Source organism: Paraburkholderia agricolaris (assembly GCF_009455635.1).
In the GTDB taxonomy this organism is placed as follows: Bacteria; Pseudomonadota; Gammaproteobacteria; order Burkholderiales; family Burkholderiaceae; genus Paraburkholderia; species Paraburkholderia agricolaris.
In genome coordinates, this window is sequence record NZ_QPER01000001.1 from 3,092,917 (window position 1) to 3,111,090 (window position 18,174).

Annotated in this window: 16 protein-coding genes; 2 read left to right on the forward strand and 14 right to left on the reverse strand. The window is 63.0% G+C overall.

The annotated features are described in order from the left end of the window. Nucleotides 1-60: 60 nt before the first annotated feature. Nucleotides 61-681, forward strand: a complete 621-nt coding sequence (gstA, locus tag GH665_RS13640; RefSeq protein ID WP_153136310.1) for a glutathione transferase GstA — start codon at nucleotides 61-63, stop codon at nucleotides 679-681. A 69-nt stretch (nucleotides 682-750) separates the two neighbouring features. On the opposite strand, the gene astE is transcribed toward gstA, so the two are convergent. From astE to GH665_RS13690, 10 genes are all read right to left on the reverse strand, one after another. After that, nucleotides 751-1,815 (reverse strand): succinylglutamate desuccinylase, encoded by a 1,065-nt coding sequence (gene astE / locus GH665_RS13645; RefSeq protein WP_246216205.1) that lies wholly within the window; start codon nucleotides 1,813-1,815, stop codon nucleotides 751-753. Then, the gene (astB, locus tag GH665_RS13650; RefSeq protein WP_153136311.1) at nucleotides 1,799-3,139 is read right to left on the reverse strand and encodes an N-succinylarginine dihydrolase; all 1,341 of its coding nucleotides are present in this window, start codon (nucleotides 3,137-3,139) and stop codon (nucleotides 1,799-1,801) included. The genes astE and astB overlap by 17 nt, the downstream gene beginning before the upstream one ends. A gap of 9 nt (nucleotides 3,140-3,148) precedes the next feature. Further along, nucleotides 3,149-4,612, reverse strand: a complete 1,464-nt coding sequence (gene astD / locus GH665_RS13655) for a succinylglutamate-semialdehyde dehydrogenase (RefSeq protein ID WP_153136312.1) — start codon at nucleotides 4,610-4,612, stop codon at nucleotides 3,149-3,151. A gap of 2 nt (nucleotides 4,613-4,614) precedes the next feature. After that, a complete protein-coding gene (astA, locus tag GH665_RS13660) occupies nucleotides 4,615-5,652 on the reverse strand; it encodes an arginine N-succinyltransferase (RefSeq protein WP_153136313.1) in 1,038 nt (345 codons plus the stop codon). Then, nucleotides 5,649-6,707 (reverse strand): arginine/ornithine succinyltransferase subunit alpha, encoded by a 1,059-nt coding sequence (aruF, locus tag GH665_RS13665; protein ID WP_153136314.1) that lies wholly within the window; start codon nucleotides 6,705-6,707, stop codon nucleotides 5,649-5,651. Before aruF ends, astA begins: the two co-directional genes overlap by 4 nt. Before the next feature lie 28 nt (nucleotides 6,708-6,735). Beyond that, nucleotides 6,736-7,971: an aspartate aminotransferase family protein gene (locus GH665_RS13670; RefSeq protein WP_153136315.1), complete on the reverse strand. Its 1,236-nt coding sequence runs from the start codon at nucleotides 7,969-7,971 to the stop codon at nucleotides 6,736-6,738. Nucleotides 7,972-8,126: 155 nt separating this feature from the next. Further along, entirely contained in the window at nucleotides 8,127-9,176 is a 1,050-nt protein-coding gene (locus tag GH665_RS13675; RefSeq protein WP_153136316.1) for a GlxA family transcriptional regulator, read from the reverse strand. Between the two features lie 37 nt (nucleotides 9,177-9,213). After that, entirely contained in the window at nucleotides 9,214-10,005 is a 792-nt protein-coding gene (locus GH665_RS13680) for an ABC transporter ATP-binding protein (protein WP_153136317.1), read from the reverse strand. A gap of 80 nt (nucleotides 10,006-10,085) precedes the next feature. Beyond that, complete coding sequence (locus GH665_RS13685) at nucleotides 10,086-10,799, reverse strand: ABC transporter permease (protein WP_153136318.1); 714 nt, start codon at nucleotides 10,797-10,799, stop codon at nucleotides 10,086-10,088. A gap of 4 nt (nucleotides 10,800-10,803) precedes the next feature. Beyond that, nucleotides 10,804-11,493 carry an ABC transporter permease gene (locus tag GH665_RS13690; RefSeq protein ID WP_120343413.1) on the reverse strand — a complete coding sequence of 230 codons (690 nt, stop codon included), beginning with the start codon at nucleotides 11,491-11,493 and terminating at the stop codon, nucleotides 10,804-10,806. Nucleotides 11,494-12,031: 538 nt separating this feature from the next. Between GH665_RS13690 and GH665_RS13695 the strand changes: the two genes are divergently transcribed. Continuing rightward, a protein-coding gene (locus GH665_RS13695; protein ID WP_425496036.1) for an IS3 family transposase occupies nucleotides 12,032-13,578 on the forward strand; the annotation gives its coding sequence in 2 pieces (ribosomal slippage) (nucleotides 12,032-12,497 and nucleotides 12,497-13,578; 1,548 coding nt in all). Nucleotides 13,579-13,795: 217 nt separating this feature from the next. Here the strand turns inward: GH665_RS13695 and GH665_RS13700 are convergent. The 4 genes from GH665_RS13700 to GH665_RS13715 all read right to left on the reverse strand — a co-directional run bounded on the left by GH665_RS13700 (nucleotide 13,796) and on the right by GH665_RS13715 (nucleotide 18,052). Continuing rightward, nucleotides 13,796-14,749: a patatin-like phospholipase family protein gene (locus tag GH665_RS13700; protein ID WP_153136319.1), complete on the reverse strand. Its 954-nt coding sequence runs from the start codon at nucleotides 14,747-14,749 to the stop codon at nucleotides 13,796-13,798. Between the two features lie 21 nt (nucleotides 14,750-14,770). Then, a complete protein-coding gene (bamE, locus tag GH665_RS13705) occupies nucleotides 14,771-15,322 on the reverse strand; it encodes an outer membrane protein assembly factor BamE domain-containing protein (protein ID WP_153136320.1) in 552 nt (183 codons plus the stop codon). A gap of 515 nt (nucleotides 15,323-15,837) precedes the next feature. Next, nucleotides 15,838-17,028: an acyl-CoA dehydrogenase family protein gene (locus tag GH665_RS13710; protein WP_153136321.1), complete on the reverse strand. Its 1,191-nt coding sequence runs from the start codon at nucleotides 17,026-17,028 to the stop codon at nucleotides 15,838-15,840. A gap of 28 nt (nucleotides 17,029-17,056) precedes the next feature. Continuing rightward, on the reverse strand, nucleotides 17,057-18,052 hold the full coding sequence (locus GH665_RS13715; protein ID WP_153136322.1) for an ABC transporter substrate-binding protein: 996 nt from the start codon (nucleotides 18,050-18,052) through the stop codon (nucleotides 17,057-17,059). Nucleotides 18,053-18,174: the final 122 nt, after the last annotated feature.

Consider the following 18,174-nt stretch of genomic DNA (forward strand, 5'->3'; position numbering starts at 1 on the left):
CCGACGAGCCTTGCCACCGGCGCCTGCCGGAACTTCACTCTCGTTTTTAGCGGTGACACCATGAAACTCTACTATTCGCCGGGCGCCTGCTCGCTGGCCGTTCACATTGCATTGCGCGAAGCCGGGCTCGATTTCGAAATCGTCAAGGTCAACCTGCAAACGCACAAGCTCGCTAACGGCGACGATTACTACGCGATCTCGCCACGCGGCTATGTGCCCCTCGTCGAATTCGCCGACGGCTCACGCCACACCGAAGGCGCGGCGCTGCTGCAGTACATCGCCGATCTCGCGCCGGAGCGTGGCCTATTGCCGGCCGCGGGCTCGCCGCAACGGCTCGCGGCAGTCGCATGGCTCACCTATATCAGCACGGAATTGCACAAGACGTTCAGCCCGTGGCTGTGGCATCAGGAGACCGCCGATTCGACCAAGGCCGAATGCCGCGCGAAGCTCGCTACCCGCTTCGATGAACTCGAACGCCTGCTCACCGAACGCGACTATCTAAGCGGACAGTACTCGGTTGCCGATGCGTACGCGTTCACGGTGCTGAGCTGGGCGCGGATGCTATCCATCGATCTGGGCGCGTATCCGCATCTGAACGCCTATCTGGCGCGCGTCGCAGCGCGGCCGACAGTGCGTGAAGCGATGGTGGCGGAAGGTTTGGTGAAGGCGGACGCGGCTTAAGCGCGCCCTTGCGCATGGAATGAAACGTTGAGCGCCTTCGGTGCGCAACGTTTCATCCACGAGGCGGCGTTAGACAAGACTGGACAGCGTCTCCTGCGTCGTCTCGACCACCATCAAGCCGGCGCGCAAGCCCGGTTTGACCGTCGCGTTCGGAAACACGATGCGTTCCTCGTCGCGACTCACGACATAGCGATAATCGCCGTCACAGGCGAGTACCGTGCCCTTCACAAACGGCGTGAAGTTCGGCACGTCCGCGGCCACCCGCAATTCGAACGCGTCGCTCTGCTTGGTGATCTGGTCGATTACCGTAAAAGCACGCGGCAGCGCGGCATCCGGATGATTCTTTGCACTGTCAATACCCGCCAGCAGATGGCGCAGCGCTGCGTCCGCACCGGCAAAACGCGTCAGATCGTTCTGGCCGAACGGACGCACCTTGCCGAGTTCCAGCGTACACGCCTCGGCGCCGCATGCGTGCGCGGTGAAGTGCGAATACGTGTTGCCCCTGGTCGTGTGAAGCAGCACCGCACTGATGCGCGCCTCGCCGAGCCACTCGAACATGGCACGCGAAAACGGCATGCCCGTGTGCGGTAGCAGCGCGAACTGCTCGAATGCCGATGCGCGGATCGCCGTGTGCATGTCGATATGCCAGCGCGCGCCGCGTTCAGCCGATGCTACGGCGAAGAACTGCGTCGCCGCGCGTTCCAATGCCGCCGCGCGCGGCGCTTCGTGGCTGTCCGGCAATTGCGCATGACGTCCGCTAAAGAGGCGGTTCAGATCGTCGTCGCGATACCGGCACGCGTCGCGCATGGCGTCGACGTTGCCGAGAATCACCAGCAGGCGGCAAGTCAGCGCTGCGCTGCCTTGCGCGATGTCGCGCACAAGATACGAAAGCAATTCGATCGGCGCGGTCTCGTCGCCATGCACGCCGGCGGAAGCGAGCACACTCCGGGCACCCTTCTCCAGCGCCGTGGGTTCGAGTTGCAGAACGCCGTCGTCGAGCCACGACCAGCGCACGCCGCCGTTCGCACATACGCCCTGTGTTTCCTGCGCGCCGGGGCGCGTCCCCGCCAGCGTGTAGGCAAGGAAATCGTCGAGCATCGCAACCCGCATGCCGTGCTCAGCGCTGGAAGTCATACAGCGAACCCAGGCCGAGAATCTGCGTCAGTTCGTCGAGCGCGGTGCGCGATTCGGCGAGCAGTTGCGGATCGGTCAGATCGGTCGGTGCGAGACGATCGCGATAGTGCTTCTCGATCCATGTATCGAGCCGGCCGAACAGCTTGTCATTGATCCACACGCCAGACGTCACCGCCGCGCGCTCCGCATCGTCCAGCACCACGCGCAGACGCAGACACGCCGGACCGCCGCCGTTCTTCATGCTTTCACGCAGATCGAACACGAGCACGTCGTCGATCGGACCGGTGTGCGAGGTCAGCTCGTCCAGATACGCCGCGACACGCGGGTTCTCGCGGCATTCCTGCGGCACGACCAGCACCTGCTTGCCGTCCGGGCGGGTCAGCAACTGGCTGTTGAACAGGTACGACGTAACGGCATCGGATACGCTCACCTGCGCGTCCGGCACTTCGATCACGTTGAACCCGGCCTTCAGTCCGGCGAGCCTGGTGCGCAGTTCGTCGTACACCGCGTTCTGTTCGACAAACGCGAGCTGGTGGCAGAACAGCGTATTGCGATTGCCGACCGCGATCACGTCGTTGTGGAACACGCCCGCGTCGATCACGTCGGGATTCTGCTGCGCATATACCGTGGCCGCTTCTTCCAGACCGTGACGCTGCGCGACCGCGCGGCTCGCCTCGAACGTCTGACGCGCCGGGAAACGCTTCGGCTCCGGTCCACGGCGATATTCGCTACGGCCGTACACGAAGAATTCGACACCACGTGTGCCGTATTCCGAGCAAAAACGCGTATGATTCGCCGCGCCTTCGTCGCCGAGCGCCGGTGTGCCGGGCAGTGCCTCATGCACCGCGAAACGATCGGAATCGCTGAAAATCGCGCGCAAGGTGCGGCGGGTCGATTCATGCTCGATCGCGCGATGCAGCTTGCTGCACAGATTGGCTGGCGTGAAATGCACGCGGCCGTCGTGCGTATCGGCCGACGGACTCACCGTCGCCGCATTCGCAGTCCACATCGCTGACGCCGAACTCGCCGCGGCCAGCAACTCGGGCGCGTCTTTGGCCACGCGCGCGATCACCGTCGCGTCGTCGCCCGAAAAACCGAGTTCGCGCAACAGGCGCATCGAAGGACGCTCCTGCGGCGGCAACACGCCTTGATGAAAGCCGAGATCGGCCAATTGCTTCATCTTGCGCAGGCCCTGCTTGGCGGCCGCCTTCGGATTCGCAATCGACTTTTCGTTGTTCTGCGACGCGACATTGCCGAACGAGAGCCCTGCGTAATTGTGGGTCGGGCCGACGAGACCGTCGAAATTGGCTTCAGTGGCTTGCATCGTCGATCCTTAGAATTGAAGGCCCGGCGAGACGCTCGCGGGCATTTGCAGTTGCGCGCTTTCGACGGAGGCCATCGGATACGCGCAGTAGTCGGCCGCATAGAACGCGCTCGGCCGGTGATTGCCCGAACGTCCCGGCCCACCGAACGGCGCGCCCGACGACGCGCCATTGGTCGGACGGTTCCAGTTGACGATGCCCGCGCGGATGGTGCGCTGGAAATGCGTCCACAGCGCTTCGTCGTCGGCGAGCAGGCCGGCGGAGAGGCCGAACTCGGTATCGTTGGCTTTTTCGAGCGCTTCGTTGAACGTGCTGTAGCGAATGATCTGCGCCAACGGTCCGAAATGTTCTTCGTCCGGCAGGTTCTTCACGTTCGTGACGTCGAGAATCGCAGGCGTGACGAAGCCCAGTTTCGGATCGCGCTGCTCCATCTTCAGGAGTGCCTTCGCGCCGTCGGCAAGCAAACGCTCCTGCGCCGCAACCAGACGCGAGGCCGCCCGCGCGGAAATCACCGCGCCCATGAACGGCTGCGGATCGGCGTTGTATTCGCCGACGCTGATACGCGAGGTCACTTCGGTCAGGCGTTCTACAAAGCGGTCGCCGAACGCGTCGTTCGGTACGAAAATGCGGCGCGCGCAGGTACAACGCTGCCCTGCCGACAGAAACGCCGATTGAATCGCGTGATGCACGGCGGCGTCGACATCGGCCACGGGTCCGATCACGAGCGGATTGTTGCCGCCCATCTCCAGCGCCAGGACGATCTCCGGACGGCCGCCGAATTGCTTGTGCAGCAATGTTCCGGTATCCGAACTACCCGTAAAGAACAGGCCGTCGATCTGCCGATGATTGGCAAGCGCAATGCCGGTCTCTTTCTCGCCCTGCACGAGGTTCAGCACGCCGGCGGGCAAGCCCGCGTCGCGCCAGATCTGCACCGTGAGCGCCGCCACGGCTGGCGCCAGTTCCGACGGCTTGAACACCACCGCGTTACCCGCGATCAGTGCCGGGACGATATGCCCGTTCGGCAAGTGCCCAGGGAAGTTATACGGCCCGAACACCGCGACCACCCCATGCGGACGATGCCGAAGCACGGCGGTGCCGTCAGCCATCGGCGAGCGCTTTTCGCCGGTGCGCTCGTTGTACGACTGAATCGAGATCTCGACCTTAGCCGCCATCGAAGCCGCTTCGGTACGGGCTTCCCACAGCGGCTTACCCGTCTCGCGCCCAATCGCTTCGGCCAGCGCTTCCTTGCGCTCCGTCACGAGCGCAGCAAAGCGGCGCACCACGCCACAACGCTCGTCGAGGCTCAACGCCGACCATGCGGCGAATGCACGGCGTGCGCTGCGCACAGCACGATCGACGTCATCCGCCGAGGCGCTATTGCCTTCCCACACCGCCGCACCCGTACCCGGGTTGCGCGACGCGAATGCGGGTCCTGTGCCGGCGGCCCATTCGCCGTCGATGAAAAGCTCGCTCATGATCATCCTTGTTTGTGTTTCAACGGCAGCACCCGTACCGGGTCGCCTGCCTTGACGTCGAGTGCGGCCGCTTCGGCGGCGCTCATGCGGAACACGCCGTCTTGCGGCACGCCCGCCGCCACGCCCACGCGAAAATCGCCCAGCGACGTGTTCGATACCAGCGAACGCGGCGCATCCTGCGGCGCGCCTGCCGGCACATTGGCAATCTCGACCGGCACCAGCACGCTTTCGCGCACGGTGCGCAAGTCTGCGATATGGCATTCGAGCACCGGGCCTGCATCGAAAATATCGACGTGGTTCTCGTAGCGCAGCCCTTCGGATTCGAGCATGCGGCGCGCCGGAATCGTGTCGTTATGGGTGAGCCCGACGCATTCCTGCGCTTCTTCCGGCAGCAGTTCGACATACACTGGATAACGCGGCATCAACTCGGCGAGAAACGCCTTGCGGCCGTGCGAACTCAGATAGTCCGCTGCGTTGAAATCGATCTGGTAGAAATGCGAGCCCACCGCGCGCCAGAACGGCGAGGTGCCGTTCGCATCGAAATGGCCGCGCAATTCCGCGCACAAACGCTGCGGAAAGCGTTCCCGGAACTGCGCCAGAAACATGAAGCGCGAACGCGACAGCAAACCACCGACGCCGCTTGTGCGATACCGCGGGCTCAGGAACAGCGAACACACCTCGGCGTAACCCGTCAGGTCGTGCGAAATGTTCAGTGCACGCATGCGCGTCCAGATGCCGAGGTCCTGGCTCGCGTGAACCACCGTGCTCACGCGGTAGTTGTAAAACGGTTGCTGGAGGCCGACCGAGGTTTCGATCCCGCATACGCCCGCCACGTCGCCCGTATCGGTGTCTTCCATCACGAAGAAATAACCGGCTTCGTGCGGCTCGGCCTTGTCTTCCATCGTGCGGCGTGCCCGTTCGACGCGCGCCGCGAGTGCGTCGCGATCCGGCTTGAAGGTGGTGAGGCCAGGGCCCGTCTCCTGCGCGAGCCGCATGAGCGCGTCCACATCGCCTCGTTGCACAACGCGAACGACGATCATTGTGCGTCTCCCAAAGATTCTTCCTGATGCGGCTGATGCAGCGGCACACAGCGTACCGCGTCGCCCTCCTGCACACCGAGCGCGGCACGCGCCGCATGCGACAGCGACGCGCCGCTTGCCTGGCCGCCCGGCAAGGTATCGAGCACGCAGCGGAACTCACCGTCCGCGCCGTTATGCGCGATCAGATACGTCGAGCCGACAGCCACCGTGCCGGCTTCCTGCACCGCGCGGGTTTCATTGCGCGTCACGCAGGCGCTGCGATCGACCTGCGCGGTCAACACCGGACCCGCGTCGAAAATATCGATAAAACGATCCGTCTCGAAGCCTTCTTCGAGGTGAATCTCATACGCGAGCAGCGCCTTCGAATCCGGCTCGCCGAGCACGCGCTGCGCCGCTTCCGGCAGCAAGGGCACGTAGATCGGATAGGTTGGCATCACTTCGGCGATGAAGGTGCGGCTGCGCCCGCCCGATTCGATTTCGATGTCGGCGAAATTGCGGCCGAAGAACTTGCGCCCCACCGCCTCCCAGAACGGCGACACACCTGAGTCGTCGGTCACGCCGAGCAGCAGCGAGAACACTTCTGGCGTGAAGCGCTTGCGATTGGCGGCGATATACATCATCCGTGCCCGCGACATCAGATGCGCGGCCGCATCGCCCCGCAGCGACGGGTCGATATAAAAACCTGCGAGCCGGCTCTTGCCCGTCAATTCATGCGACATGGTCAGCGCGTGAATCTTGCGATTCACATGCAACTCGCGCGACGCATGAATCAGCGCGTCGTTGCGAAATGCGTAGAACGGGTCTGAATAACCGGCGGCGGCAACGATGCTCGCCGTGCCCATCAGCTTGCCGCTCTGCGCATCTTCGAGCACGAACAGATAAAACTCCTCGCCCGGAAAATCGACGTCCGCGCGAAACGAGTCTTCCGACAATGCGACGCGCGCTTCGAGCGCGTGCCGGTCGTGCGGCAGCGAATGCAGCACCGGTTGCGCGGTGCGCGCCATATGTTCGAGCGCATCGAGATCGGCGAGGCGGCCGGGGCGTACGAAGAGCATCGTCGTTCCTGTTGAGTGTGACGCCTGATTAACGGGCCGGCGCTTCAGCGGTTGCGCCGACCACTTCGTCGATCGCCTTCGCCAGACGCGCAAAGCCTTCGTACATGTCGTCGAGCGGAATGATCAGCGACGGGACAAAGCGCAACACGTCCGGACCGGCCATCAGCATGATCACGCCATGCTTGCCGGCAGCCGTGACGAAATCTTTCGCGCGGCCCTTGAATGCGTCGGTCAACTCCGCACCGATCAGAAGACCCTTGCCGCGCACTTCTTTGAAGATGCCGAAGCGCTCGTTGAGCTTCGCCAACTGGCCCTTCAGCGCTTCGCTGCGCGCGTGCACGCCTTCCAGCAGCTTCGGATCGCTGATCAGTTCGACCACCTTTTCCGCGATTGCCGAGCCCAGCGGATTGCCGCCGTAGGTCGTGCCATGCACACCGACCTTGAAGTACGCGGCCAGTTCGTTGGTGGTCAGCATCGCGCCGATCGGGAAACCGTTGCCGAGCGCCTTCGCGGTGGTCAGGATGTCCGGCGTGACGCCGGTTTCCTGATAGGCGTAGAAATAGCCGCTGCGGCCAACACCCGTTTGTACCTCGTCAAAAATCAGCAGTGCGCCGTGCTGATCGCAGGCTTCGCGCAGTGCCTTCAGGAAGGCCGGATCGGCCGGGATCACGCCGCCCTCGCCCTGAATCGGCTCGACGATCACCGCGCAGGTTTGCGCGCCAATTGCCTTCTTCGCGGCTTCGATATCGTTGTACGGCAGATGGGTGATGCCGGCCGGCACCGGGCCGAAGCCTTCCGAATACTTCGGCTGGCCGCCGACGCTCACGGTGAAGAACGTACGGCCATGGAACGATTGCGTGAACGAGATGATTTCGACTTTATCCGCGCCATGACGATCGAACGCGACGCGGCGCGCCAGCTTCAACGCCGCTTCATTCGCTTCCGCGCCCGAGTTGGCGAAGAACGCGCGGTCGGCGAAAGTCAGCGCTTCGAGACGTTTGGCGAGGCGCAGCACCGGTTCGTTGGTGTAGCCGTTACCGATGTGCCACAGCTTGCCGCCCTGGTCGTGCAGGACTTTCAGCAGCTCAGGATGCGCATGACCGAGCGCGGTCACGGCAATGCCGCCGGCGAAGTCGATATAGTCGCGGCCTTGCGTATCCCAGACGCGTGAGCCGAGACCGCGATCCGGCACGAACCCGGCGGGCGAAAACACCGGCACCATCACTTCGTCGAAGGTCTGGCGTGTCACAGTCAGGTCGTTCATGGCAAATCCTCGTTACAGGTGAGAGGTAATACACGTAGTGTAGGAAACCGCACGCGATACGTCTTGCGCATACGCGACGCTTTCTATGAGCTTCCGGGCGGATCGGCGTTGCATTAGCCGCAAACCGCGCGTTTTTTGCATGCTTCCCGGCGTGCCTAATCCGCCTCGCCGGGCCGTTCGATCAGCGCGGCCGGTCGGGGCTCACTGGCTGCGGCGCCGGTCGCGCCCGTCTGCTTATCGATCCAGTTACGACGATCCTCGCGTGGTGTGACACCAAAGCGTTCGCGGTAAGCATTCGAAAAGTGCGCCGCCGACGAAAATCCGCAAGCCAGGCTGATCTGCACCACCGATTTGCTGGTGCGTTGCAATTGCGTGCGCGCTTTCGAAAGCCGCAGACCCAGATAGTATTTGGACGGCATCGAGCCGAGATACTGGCGAAACAGCCGTTCCAGTTGTCGCCGCGACACACCGACGAGACCGGCAATGTCATCGGTGGTCAGCGGGTCCTCGATATTCGCTTCCATCAACATCAGCGCATCGTTCAGGCGCGGATGCCGCTCGCCCGGCGCGGTCACAAATGGAATGCGTTGCCGCTCTTCGCCCGCGCGCAATACGCCGACGCCCAGCGTATCGGCGATCCGGTCAGCCAACTCCGGCCCGTGATCGCGGCCGATCATTGCGAGCATGAAGTCGACTGTTGCCTGACCGCCCGCGCAGGTGGCGCGATCGCGGTCGATTTCGAAGATCTGCTGGGTGACGATCGAGCGTTCGAACTGCTCGGAGAACTGCTGATAGGTTTCCCAGTTCACGCTCACGCGATAGCCGGACAACTGCCCTGCCATCGCGAGCCACCAGACACCGTGATGAATGCCGGTGACGAGCGGCGTGCGCTGCCCGACCCGTGAAAGACTCGCGAGAAACAGGCGATAGTCGGCGAATTGCTGGAACCGTTCGCTGACGATGATCAGCCAGTCGCACGCAATCGCGTCGCCGAAGGCGGCATCGGCCGGCCATTGTGCGCCGCCCGACAGAGGCACCGCGCGGCCGTCCCACGAGCACACCTGCACGCGGTACAGGGCGCGGCCGTCGATTTCGTTGGCGAGATTGAGCGCGTCGACGATCGGCCCGACGCCCGACATCGACACCGGCGGCAAGGCGACGATCGCGACCTGGGTGGTGCGAGCCGGGTTGGACGTACGAGCCATCACTTATCGGTAAAACGCGAAGCGCGCGAGCGGCGCGTTACTTCAGGCTGCCGGACAGGAACTGCTTGAGCCGTTCGCTGCGCGGCGTGGTCAGCACTTCGGCGGGCAGGCCCTCTTCTTCGGTACGGCCCTGGTGCAGGAACATCACGTGGTTCGACACATTGCGCGCAAAACCCATTTCGTGCGTGACGACGATCATGGTGCGGCCTTCTTCGGCGAGCTTCTGCATCACTTTCAGCACTTCGCCGACCAGCTCGGGGTCGAGCGCGGAGGTCGGCTCGTCGAACAGCATCACGTCGGGGTTCATGGCCAGCGCGCGTGCAATGGCCACGCGCTGCTGCTGACCGCCCGACAGATGCGACGGGTACTGTTTTTCCAGACGCGGCGCGAGGCCTACTTTCTCGAGATATTCGCGGGCCCGGTCTTCGGCTTCGCGACGCGGCAGGCCGAGCACATGAATCGGCGCTTCGACGATATTCTCGATCACGTTCATGTGCGCCCACAGGTTGAAGTGCTGGAACACCATCGCCAGTTTCGTGCGGATGCGTTGCAGTTGCTTGTGATCGGCCACTTCCAGATTGCCGGCGCGGTCGGCTTTGGTCTTGACCATTTCGCCGTCGACGACGATCTGCCCCGCGTTCGGCCGCTCCAGAAAATTGATGCAGCGCAGGAAGGTGCTCTTGCCCGATCCGCTCGCGCCGATGATGCTGATCACGTCGCCCTTGTTCGCGTTTAGCGAGACGCCCTTGAGCACTTCATTGTCGCCGTAGCGTTTATGGATGTCCTGAACGGCGAGCTTGCAAGCTTCGGTTTGAGTCGTGTGGAGCAAGATGCTCTCCCTTTGAAAATACGGATCAATCTATATGACGGCGCGCAACGGGCCGCGCCGCTCAATCGAAACAGGCCTGCTCAGTGCGTACGCACCGCCAGGTAACCCAGCCAGTGACGCTCGGCGCGGCGGAACAGGGCCACCAGCGCGAACGACACCACGAGGTAAATCAGCGCCGCGAGGCCGAACGCATCGAACGACTGATAGGTGGCCGAATTCGCGTCGCGCGCCACCTTCAGGATGTCCGGCACCGTGGCCGTAAACGCGACCGTGGTGGCGTGCAGCATCAGGATTACTTCGTTACTGTACAACGGGAGCGCCCGGCGCAGCGCGGACGGTATCACAATGCGGCGGTACATCGTGAACCAGCTCATGCCGTAGGCACGGGCCGCTTCCACTTCGCCGTGCGAAGTCGAGCGGATTGCGCCGGCGAAAATCTCGGTGGTGTACGCGCAGGTGTTCAGGGCGAAGGCGAGAATCGCGCAGTGAAAACCGCTGCGGAAAAACGCGTCGAGCAACTCATGCGAGCGCACGAATTCCAGGCTGTACATGCCGGTGTAGATCAGCAGCAGTTGGACATACAGGGGCGTGCCGCGAAACACGTAGGTATAGAGACGCACCGGCGTCGACAGCCAGCGCTTCTTCGACACGCGCGCCACTGCGAGCGGAATTGCCATGAAAAAACCGATCCCGATCGACGCCACCAGCAGCCACAGCGTGACCGCGAGACCGGACATACGCTGACCGTCCCAGTAGAGGAACGCGCGCCAGAATTGATTGAGGATATCGATCATGGTGTTAGAGCTCCGCGTGGCGCACGCCGATCGAATAGCGCTTTTCCAGCCAGATCAGCACGAGGTTCGACGCGGTGGTGATCGCCAGATAGATCAGCGCGGCGATCAGGATGAAGAAGAACATGTTGAAGGTGCTTTTACCGGCGTCCTGAGCGGCTTTGACGACATCGGCGAGACCGATGATCGACACCAGCGCCGTGGCCTTGACCAGCACCTGCCAGTTATTGCCGATACCGGGCAGCGCGAAGCGCATCATCTGCGGAAACAGGATGCGTGTGAACACTCGCGCGCCGCTCATGCCGTAGGCACTGCCCGCTTCGAGCTGGCCGCGCGGTACGGCGAGAAACGCGCCGCGAAAGGTTTCGGTGAAGTACGCGCCGTAGATGAAGCCGAGGGTTAGCACGCCGGCGACGAATGGGTCGATATCGAACTGCGGCAGATTGAGCGCGTCGGTGAGATTGTTGACGGCGATCTGGATGCTGTAGAACAGCAGCAGCATGAGCACGAGGTCGGGCACTGAGCGGATCAGCGTGGTGTAGCCGGTTGCGATTGCCCGGAGCGGGCGATTGAACGAGAGTTTCGCCGCCGCGCCTGCGAGGCCGAGCAGCACGGAGGCTGCCAGCGACAGGACGGACAGCTCGATCGTCTGGATCGTACCGGCCAGTAGCACCGGACCAAAGCCGTAAAGGAACACGCGTGTCTCCATCCAGGTTTTATTGACGATGTCATGGATGGGGGCGGGTTATGGTCGCCCGACTCATCCGGCATGGCGCGGAGTCTCGCAAGCGGAAATTAATTTCTCAAAGAAGGTGGAGGGTTGTGCTGCGGCGCAGCAATTGCTTGTTTGGGGTGGGTTGCTGGCTGCAGGGGCTTGGTTTTGTGGGGGATATGGTTTTGTAAGGTGCAATGTGCGGCGGCGGCGCTGCCGCGATTTAGCAAGTTTTGAGTCGCTTTTTTGATAGGAGTAAGTGGGGGGTTTTTGCCTGCCCGGCAGGTGGGGGCCTTCGCGGCGCTTTTTTGTTGTTGGTCTGGGTCTTTGGGCTTTCCTTGCTGGGCTCGTGGTTTGTTCTTGGTGTTGGTCTTTTGGCCTTTCCTTGTTTTGTTAGCGGTCTATTAGCGTTCCCCCTGTGCGGGGGGGCACCTACTTTTCTTTGCCGGCCCTCCATGTCAGGCTAGTTGTCGCCTCACTCGAACGATTGATGTAAAGATGGAGGGCGGACAGCGAATGGAATATGAGACGCTATTCAGCAGAGACGCGGGAATGGGTAGTCAAACAGATGATGCCGCCGTTCAATCGTGCGGTCATCGAGCTGGCAGGGGCGACGGGCATCACGACGGTGACACTGCGTGCCTGGCGGCAGAGCGCGAGACAGGCTGGGGGATTCATGCCGGGCAATGGCAAGACAAGCGATCAATGGTCGAGCGCCGACAAGTTCAGGGTGGTGCTGGAGACGGCATCGCTGAACGAGGTGGAGACCTCAGAATACTGCCGTAGCAAGGGCATTTATCCGGAGCAGATCCGGCAGTGGCGTCAGGCGTGCGAGCAGGCCAACGTGCCGGAGGCGAAACTCACGGCTGCCCAGCGCAAGGAAGTGAAGGCTCACCAGAAGCGCATCCGTGAACTGGAGCGCCAGCTCAAGCGCAGCGATGCGGCCCGTGCGGAGGCGGCGGCGTTGCTGAACCTGCGAAAAAAAGCCGACGCGATCTGGGGCAAGGAAGAGGAAGACTGATCAGCAGCCCGGATCGCGATGAAGCCATGCAGTTGATCGATGAAGCCGTACGGCAAGGGGCATGCCGCTCGCGAGCATGCGAGCAGTTGGGGCTCAGCATACGCAGTGTCCAGCGCTGGCGCCTGTTGCCGCATGACGGGCGCACTCAGGTGAAGCGTGCAGCGCCGCCCAACAGGCTGAGTGAAGCCGAGCGGCAGGCCGTACTCGATGCGGCCAACCGCCCGGGCTACGCGAGCCTGACGCCGCACCAGATCGTGCCGAAACTGGCCGATGAGGGGGTTTATCTGGCTTCCGAATCGACGTTCTACCGGGTGCTGAAAGCGGCAGGACAGGGCCAGCGCCGGGGCCGCGCGCGTGCCCCGCAACGACGCACGCTCACGACGCATTGTGCCGATGGTCCGAATCAGGTGTGGTGCTGGGATATCACCTGGATGCCGACCACGGTAAGGGGCCGGTACTTCTACTGGTACATGATGAAGGACATCTACAGCCGCAAGCTGGTGATGAACGAGGTCTGGGAGCAGGAGTCGGCCGAGCACGCGAGCGTGCTGCTGGCCAAGGGGTGTCTGCGTGAAGGCGTCGCCGGGCGTCCGCTGGTGCTGCACTCTGATAACGGCAGTGCAATGAAAGGCGCCACCATGCGCGCGGCGATGATCGATCTGGGTGTGCAGCCTTCGTTCAGCCGGCCGCGTGTGAGCAACGACAACGCTTTTGCCGAATCGCTGTTCCGAACGGCGAAGTACTGTCCGTTGTGGCCAGAGCAGCCGTTCGACACGCTGGAGGCGGCTCGGCAATGGGTGCAGCGCTTCGTGCAGTGGTACAACGAAGAGCACTGTCACAGCGGTCTGAAGTATGTCAGCCCGGGCCAACGTCACCGGGGCGAAGCCAGTGACCTGCTGGCCCGACGGCGAGCGCTGTACCGGAGCGCACGCATGCGAAACCCGGCGCGCTGGTCAGGAGCTATCCGGAACTGGCATCTGGCAGACGCGGTCTATCTGAATCCGGAACGAACCTCGGCCTCGACCCAAATGTACAGGCAGGCAGCGTAACGGTTCACGCGACAACTACCTTGACACACACCGCAGGCAAAGAAAAGTAGGTGCCCCCCCGCACAGGGGCAACGCTAATAGACCACTAACAAAACAAGGAAAGGCCAAAAGACCAACACCAGAAACAAACCACAAGAACACCACAAGGCAACGCCAAAAAGAACCAGACAACAAAAAGCGCCGCGAAGGCCCCCACCTGCCGGGCAGGCAAAAACACCTACCCTATCCCCAACCGCGCCCGAATCGCCGGCAACATAACCTCCACCGCCGCCCGGCCTTCTTCAATGGCCGGCCCAGCCCGGTGAAAATCAAAAATCCCCATCCCGCCCAGCCGCGGCTGAATCAAAATATCGGCCGGCTCGCCAGCCAGGCGACTCCGCGTAATCCGCACCTGCATGATGTCAATACTCTGCGCAATCGAACTCAGCATCGAAGGCACCCGCGCGCTCGGCGGCGGCGGCACCCGCACATCGTCGGAAGCACGCCCCTCGGCAGGGGCCAGCCACTTCGGCCAAGGCTTGCCGTTACGCCGCAATGACCCCGGCGGCGGCGCATCCGGATCGAGCGCGGGTGTATCCACCACCGCGCCGTCAAAATCGCGCCCATTCAGAATGTCATTGTTCAAATCGACAGCAATCACGCAGTCCGCCCGCATGCCGCGCGCCACCGAAACCGGCACCGGATTGCTCAAGCCGCCATCCACCAGCCAGACACCGTTGTGAAACACCGGCGTGAAAATCCCCGGAATCGCAATCGAGGCGCGCACCGCGTCGACCACGCTGCCGTCCTGCAACCAGCTCTCGCGCCCCGAGTCGAGTTCGGTGGCCACCGCCGCGAACGGCATGTTCAACTGGGCAATCGAGCAACCGTTGAACTTGTCCGCGAATATCTTGATCACCTTGCGTCCGCCCAGCAAACCGCCCGACAGCCGCAGATCAAGTAGCCGCACCACCGTCTGCCAGGTCAGCCGCGAAACCCACTCCTCCAGCCAGTCGAGGTCGCCGTTCGCGTAGATCGCGCCCACCAGCGCGCCAATCGACGTGCCGCACACCACGTCCGGCTTGATGCCCGCATCGTGCAACGCGCGAATCGCGCCGATATGCGCCCAGCCACGCGCTGCACCGCCCCCCAACACCAGCCCGATCCGGTTATATCGACGTCGATGGATCATGTGTTCCCCGCCTTTTATCGACTATCGCCCACGTATCACATCCGAACGCGATGTCGTGTACACCTTCTGATACTGATCGAAATGCACGTTGAAAATACCCTCTTCAGTCACTCCCCGCTCGCGCCATTTCCAGCTCCAGACGGTTTCCGGCTTGAGCGGAAACACCGCGACCTGGCCTGGCTTGCCGAGCAGGCGGCGCACCTCGTCCTCGGTCATGCCGATGCGAATCTTCGCGAAGTTGTCGGCGGTCAGCACCTGGGTGATCGCCTGCAATTTGCCGTCACGGTCGATGTCGACCATGTACGTGTTCAGCCCTTGCGGCCCACGCGGATATTCGAAACGCTTCGAGCCGTCGGTAAACGTGCGTTCGGTTTCCGGTTTGCCCATCTGGTCGCGGATCTGCGCCTCGGTGGTCATGCCCGGCGTCATATTCTTGAGCAGTAACGCGTCCGGCTTGACGGCGTTGAAGAAATCCTTGAGTTTTTGCACGGCGCGGTCGCTCTGTTGGTCGTCGCAGCCGGTCAGTGCAACGCACCCGGCCAGCATGACGACAGTCAGCAATTTGAGGCTCACAGCGAGTTTCCTGTACGGACGCGAAGCGGTCATTCCACCCGCATCCCGTTGTGTAGGGGGTGCTACATAATAAACAGGATAACCGCGCACGGAAAAAACCGCGAGCGAGCGGCGCGCAGCCATAAGCGGTCGTCCGGCGTGGTATGGCGAAAGGGAGAGCAAAACCCGTGAAAACGGGCGCCACAAGCAAAAAGGCGACGCTGTGCAAAGCGTCGCCGGAATCGGCCGGTCGGGTCGATTGGGTCAATCGGGAATGTGATGGCGGCCAGCCAGCCGCCTGAAACGAAGCACCCTGGACGACGCGCAGCGGTCCGGTCCCGGGCAAGGCGGCGAGAGGCCTTGGCCTCTAACCTTGCGCCATCGCCGGAATGGCAGACCGCTGCTTGTTTGGCCGCCCTGGTCCCTCGATAAGCCTTCCAAGTGCAGCTAATCTAAACGGATTGGCGGATTTAGACGAGTGCGCGTTTACACCAAATCGGCAGAGGATTCGCCGCCAGCCGCACGGGCAGCGCTGCTCACGAGCGGAGCCACGCTGCGAAACCGGTGCGTCCGGCTCCCTGCAATACCGAATCGTTCTGTGGCGTATGGATCCGTGCGCACAGCACATCGCGATAGTGACGCTCGAGCGGATTGTCACGACTCAAGCCGGGATTGCCACTCGCCTCGACGGCCAGTTGCACCGCCTCGATGGCCTGATTCGTCACCGTGTATTTGACCAGCGGCGCTTCGTCGAGCGTCACGCGTTCGGCATGCGCGCTTGAGTCGAGCAACACGCGATTGCTGAACAGCAGCGCGTCGATACGGCCGAGCGTCTGCTGGAACGCGGGCAGACTCGCGAGCGGCGCGCCGAGATTGCCGGGTGTGCGCCCGGCCGCCCATTGCGCGAACCAGTCGCGCGCGGCCCGTGCGACGCCGTCATACACCGCGGACAACAGCACGCTCATCCACGCAAAGCCGAGCGGATCGAGTCCGGCACTCGGCTCGCCGGGTAGGTGAACGTCAACCGCGTGAGTGGCCGGCACCAACACGTTGTCGAATACAAGCTCGTGACTGCCCGTGGCGCGCATGCCCAGATGATTCCATTCGCTGCCGACCCGCACGCCAGGCGTATCGCGATGCACCAGCCACACGCCGACGCGCGGCGGCGTCTCGTCGCTGCGCGCCCATACCGCGAGCCACGTGAGGCCAGGGCTGCCGGTCGAGTACAGCTTGCTGCCGTCGATAATCCAGCCATCGGCGCTGCGCTTCGCGATAGTCGACGGTAAGCCGCCGCGAGCCGGCGTACCCAGCTCAGGTTCAACGCGCAACGAGTTGATCAGCGCGCCGTCGCGCACCGCTTCACGCGCCACCCGTTCGCGCAGCTCGACAGGCCAATGCGGATTGCCCTGCAAGCGATGATGAAACAGGTACTGCATCACCAGCACCAGCGCCGTGGACGGCTCGCCGCGCGCCACCGCGCGTACTACCTTCAAGGCCTGCGGCAGGCTCGCCCCGGCGCCGCCGAGCGATGCGGGCACCGTCAACGAAAGCAGATCGAATTCGTGCAGGCGCGCCAGGTTGGCGTGCGGAAATTCCGCCGTGCGGTCGTAGTGAGCCGCGCCGGCCGCGAACTCGCTCGTGAGCTGCGCGAGCAAGGCGTCGAATGTATCGCTATCGAGCGGTGGATGACGGCGCGTCACCGCGCTTTCGGCAATCGGGGCATTCATACGGGAACTCCAGGAGAGCGCATCGTCATCAAGGCAGAGGGAAGCTGCGATCGAAGCTTGTGCGCACATCGAGATGGGCCCGGATCACATTGGCGGCTTCGTAAGTATCGGCGGTGCGTTGCTGCGCGGCGACGACGCTGTCGTCGATCGCCACCGGATGCACCTGGCCACGCTGATAGACGGTTTTCAGCACGTCGGTCGGCAGACCCGTGACTTTCGATTGCATCGCCGCCACGTCGTCGGGATGCGAAAGCGCCCAACGCTGACCGGTCGCCACGCGTCGCAGGAAGTCGGCGAGTTGCGGGCGCTTGTCCGTAATCGCGCGTTCGGTCGCAACCTGATAGCTGAGTCCTTCGGAAAGACCGACGCCGTTGGCGATGATGCGATCGTGATCGCGCGCTTCGCCAAGCGCGGTGTACGGGTCCCACACCGACCATGCATCGACGCTGCCTGACGCAAGCGCCGCCTTCGCATCGGCGGGTGCGAGGAAGACGAACGAGACGTCGGTCAACGGCACGTTGGCCTTCTTCAGCGCGGCGAGCGCGAGATAGTGGCCAATCGAGCCGCGTGTGGTGGCGATGCGCTTGCCCTTCAGGCTCGCGGCATCGTTCAACGGCGAATGCGCGCCGACGACGATCGCGAGATCCAGCGGATTCGACCGGGTCGCCGCGACGGCCCGCACCCGGGCGCCGGCCGCGAGCGCGAACACGAGCGGCGCATCGCCCAGGCCGCCGACATCCACGGCACCGGCATTCAGCGCTTCACCGAGCGGTTGCGCCGCCGGGAAGTTGAACCATTCGATCTTGTACGGCAGGTCTTTCAGTTGGCCGGATGCTTCGAGAATGCCGCGTGTTTGCAAGGACTGGTCACCGACTTTGAGCACCGGTAAATCCGCGGCATGAGACTGCGTTGCGCTCACACTCGCGCATAGGGCGCATAGGGCGCACATCGCCGCGCCGAGCGGTTTGAACAACGCGCGCTGCAAAACGGATGAGGCGGACAAAGAGGAGCGGGAGGTCGGCATGGCGGCGATTGCGTCGTGGTGTTCAGATGATGTGCCATCGACGATAAGGCACACATCTGTATAAGACAAACGCATTATTCTGCTAAGCAAATATGCGAATTTTCTTGAGCGGCATAGCGTGC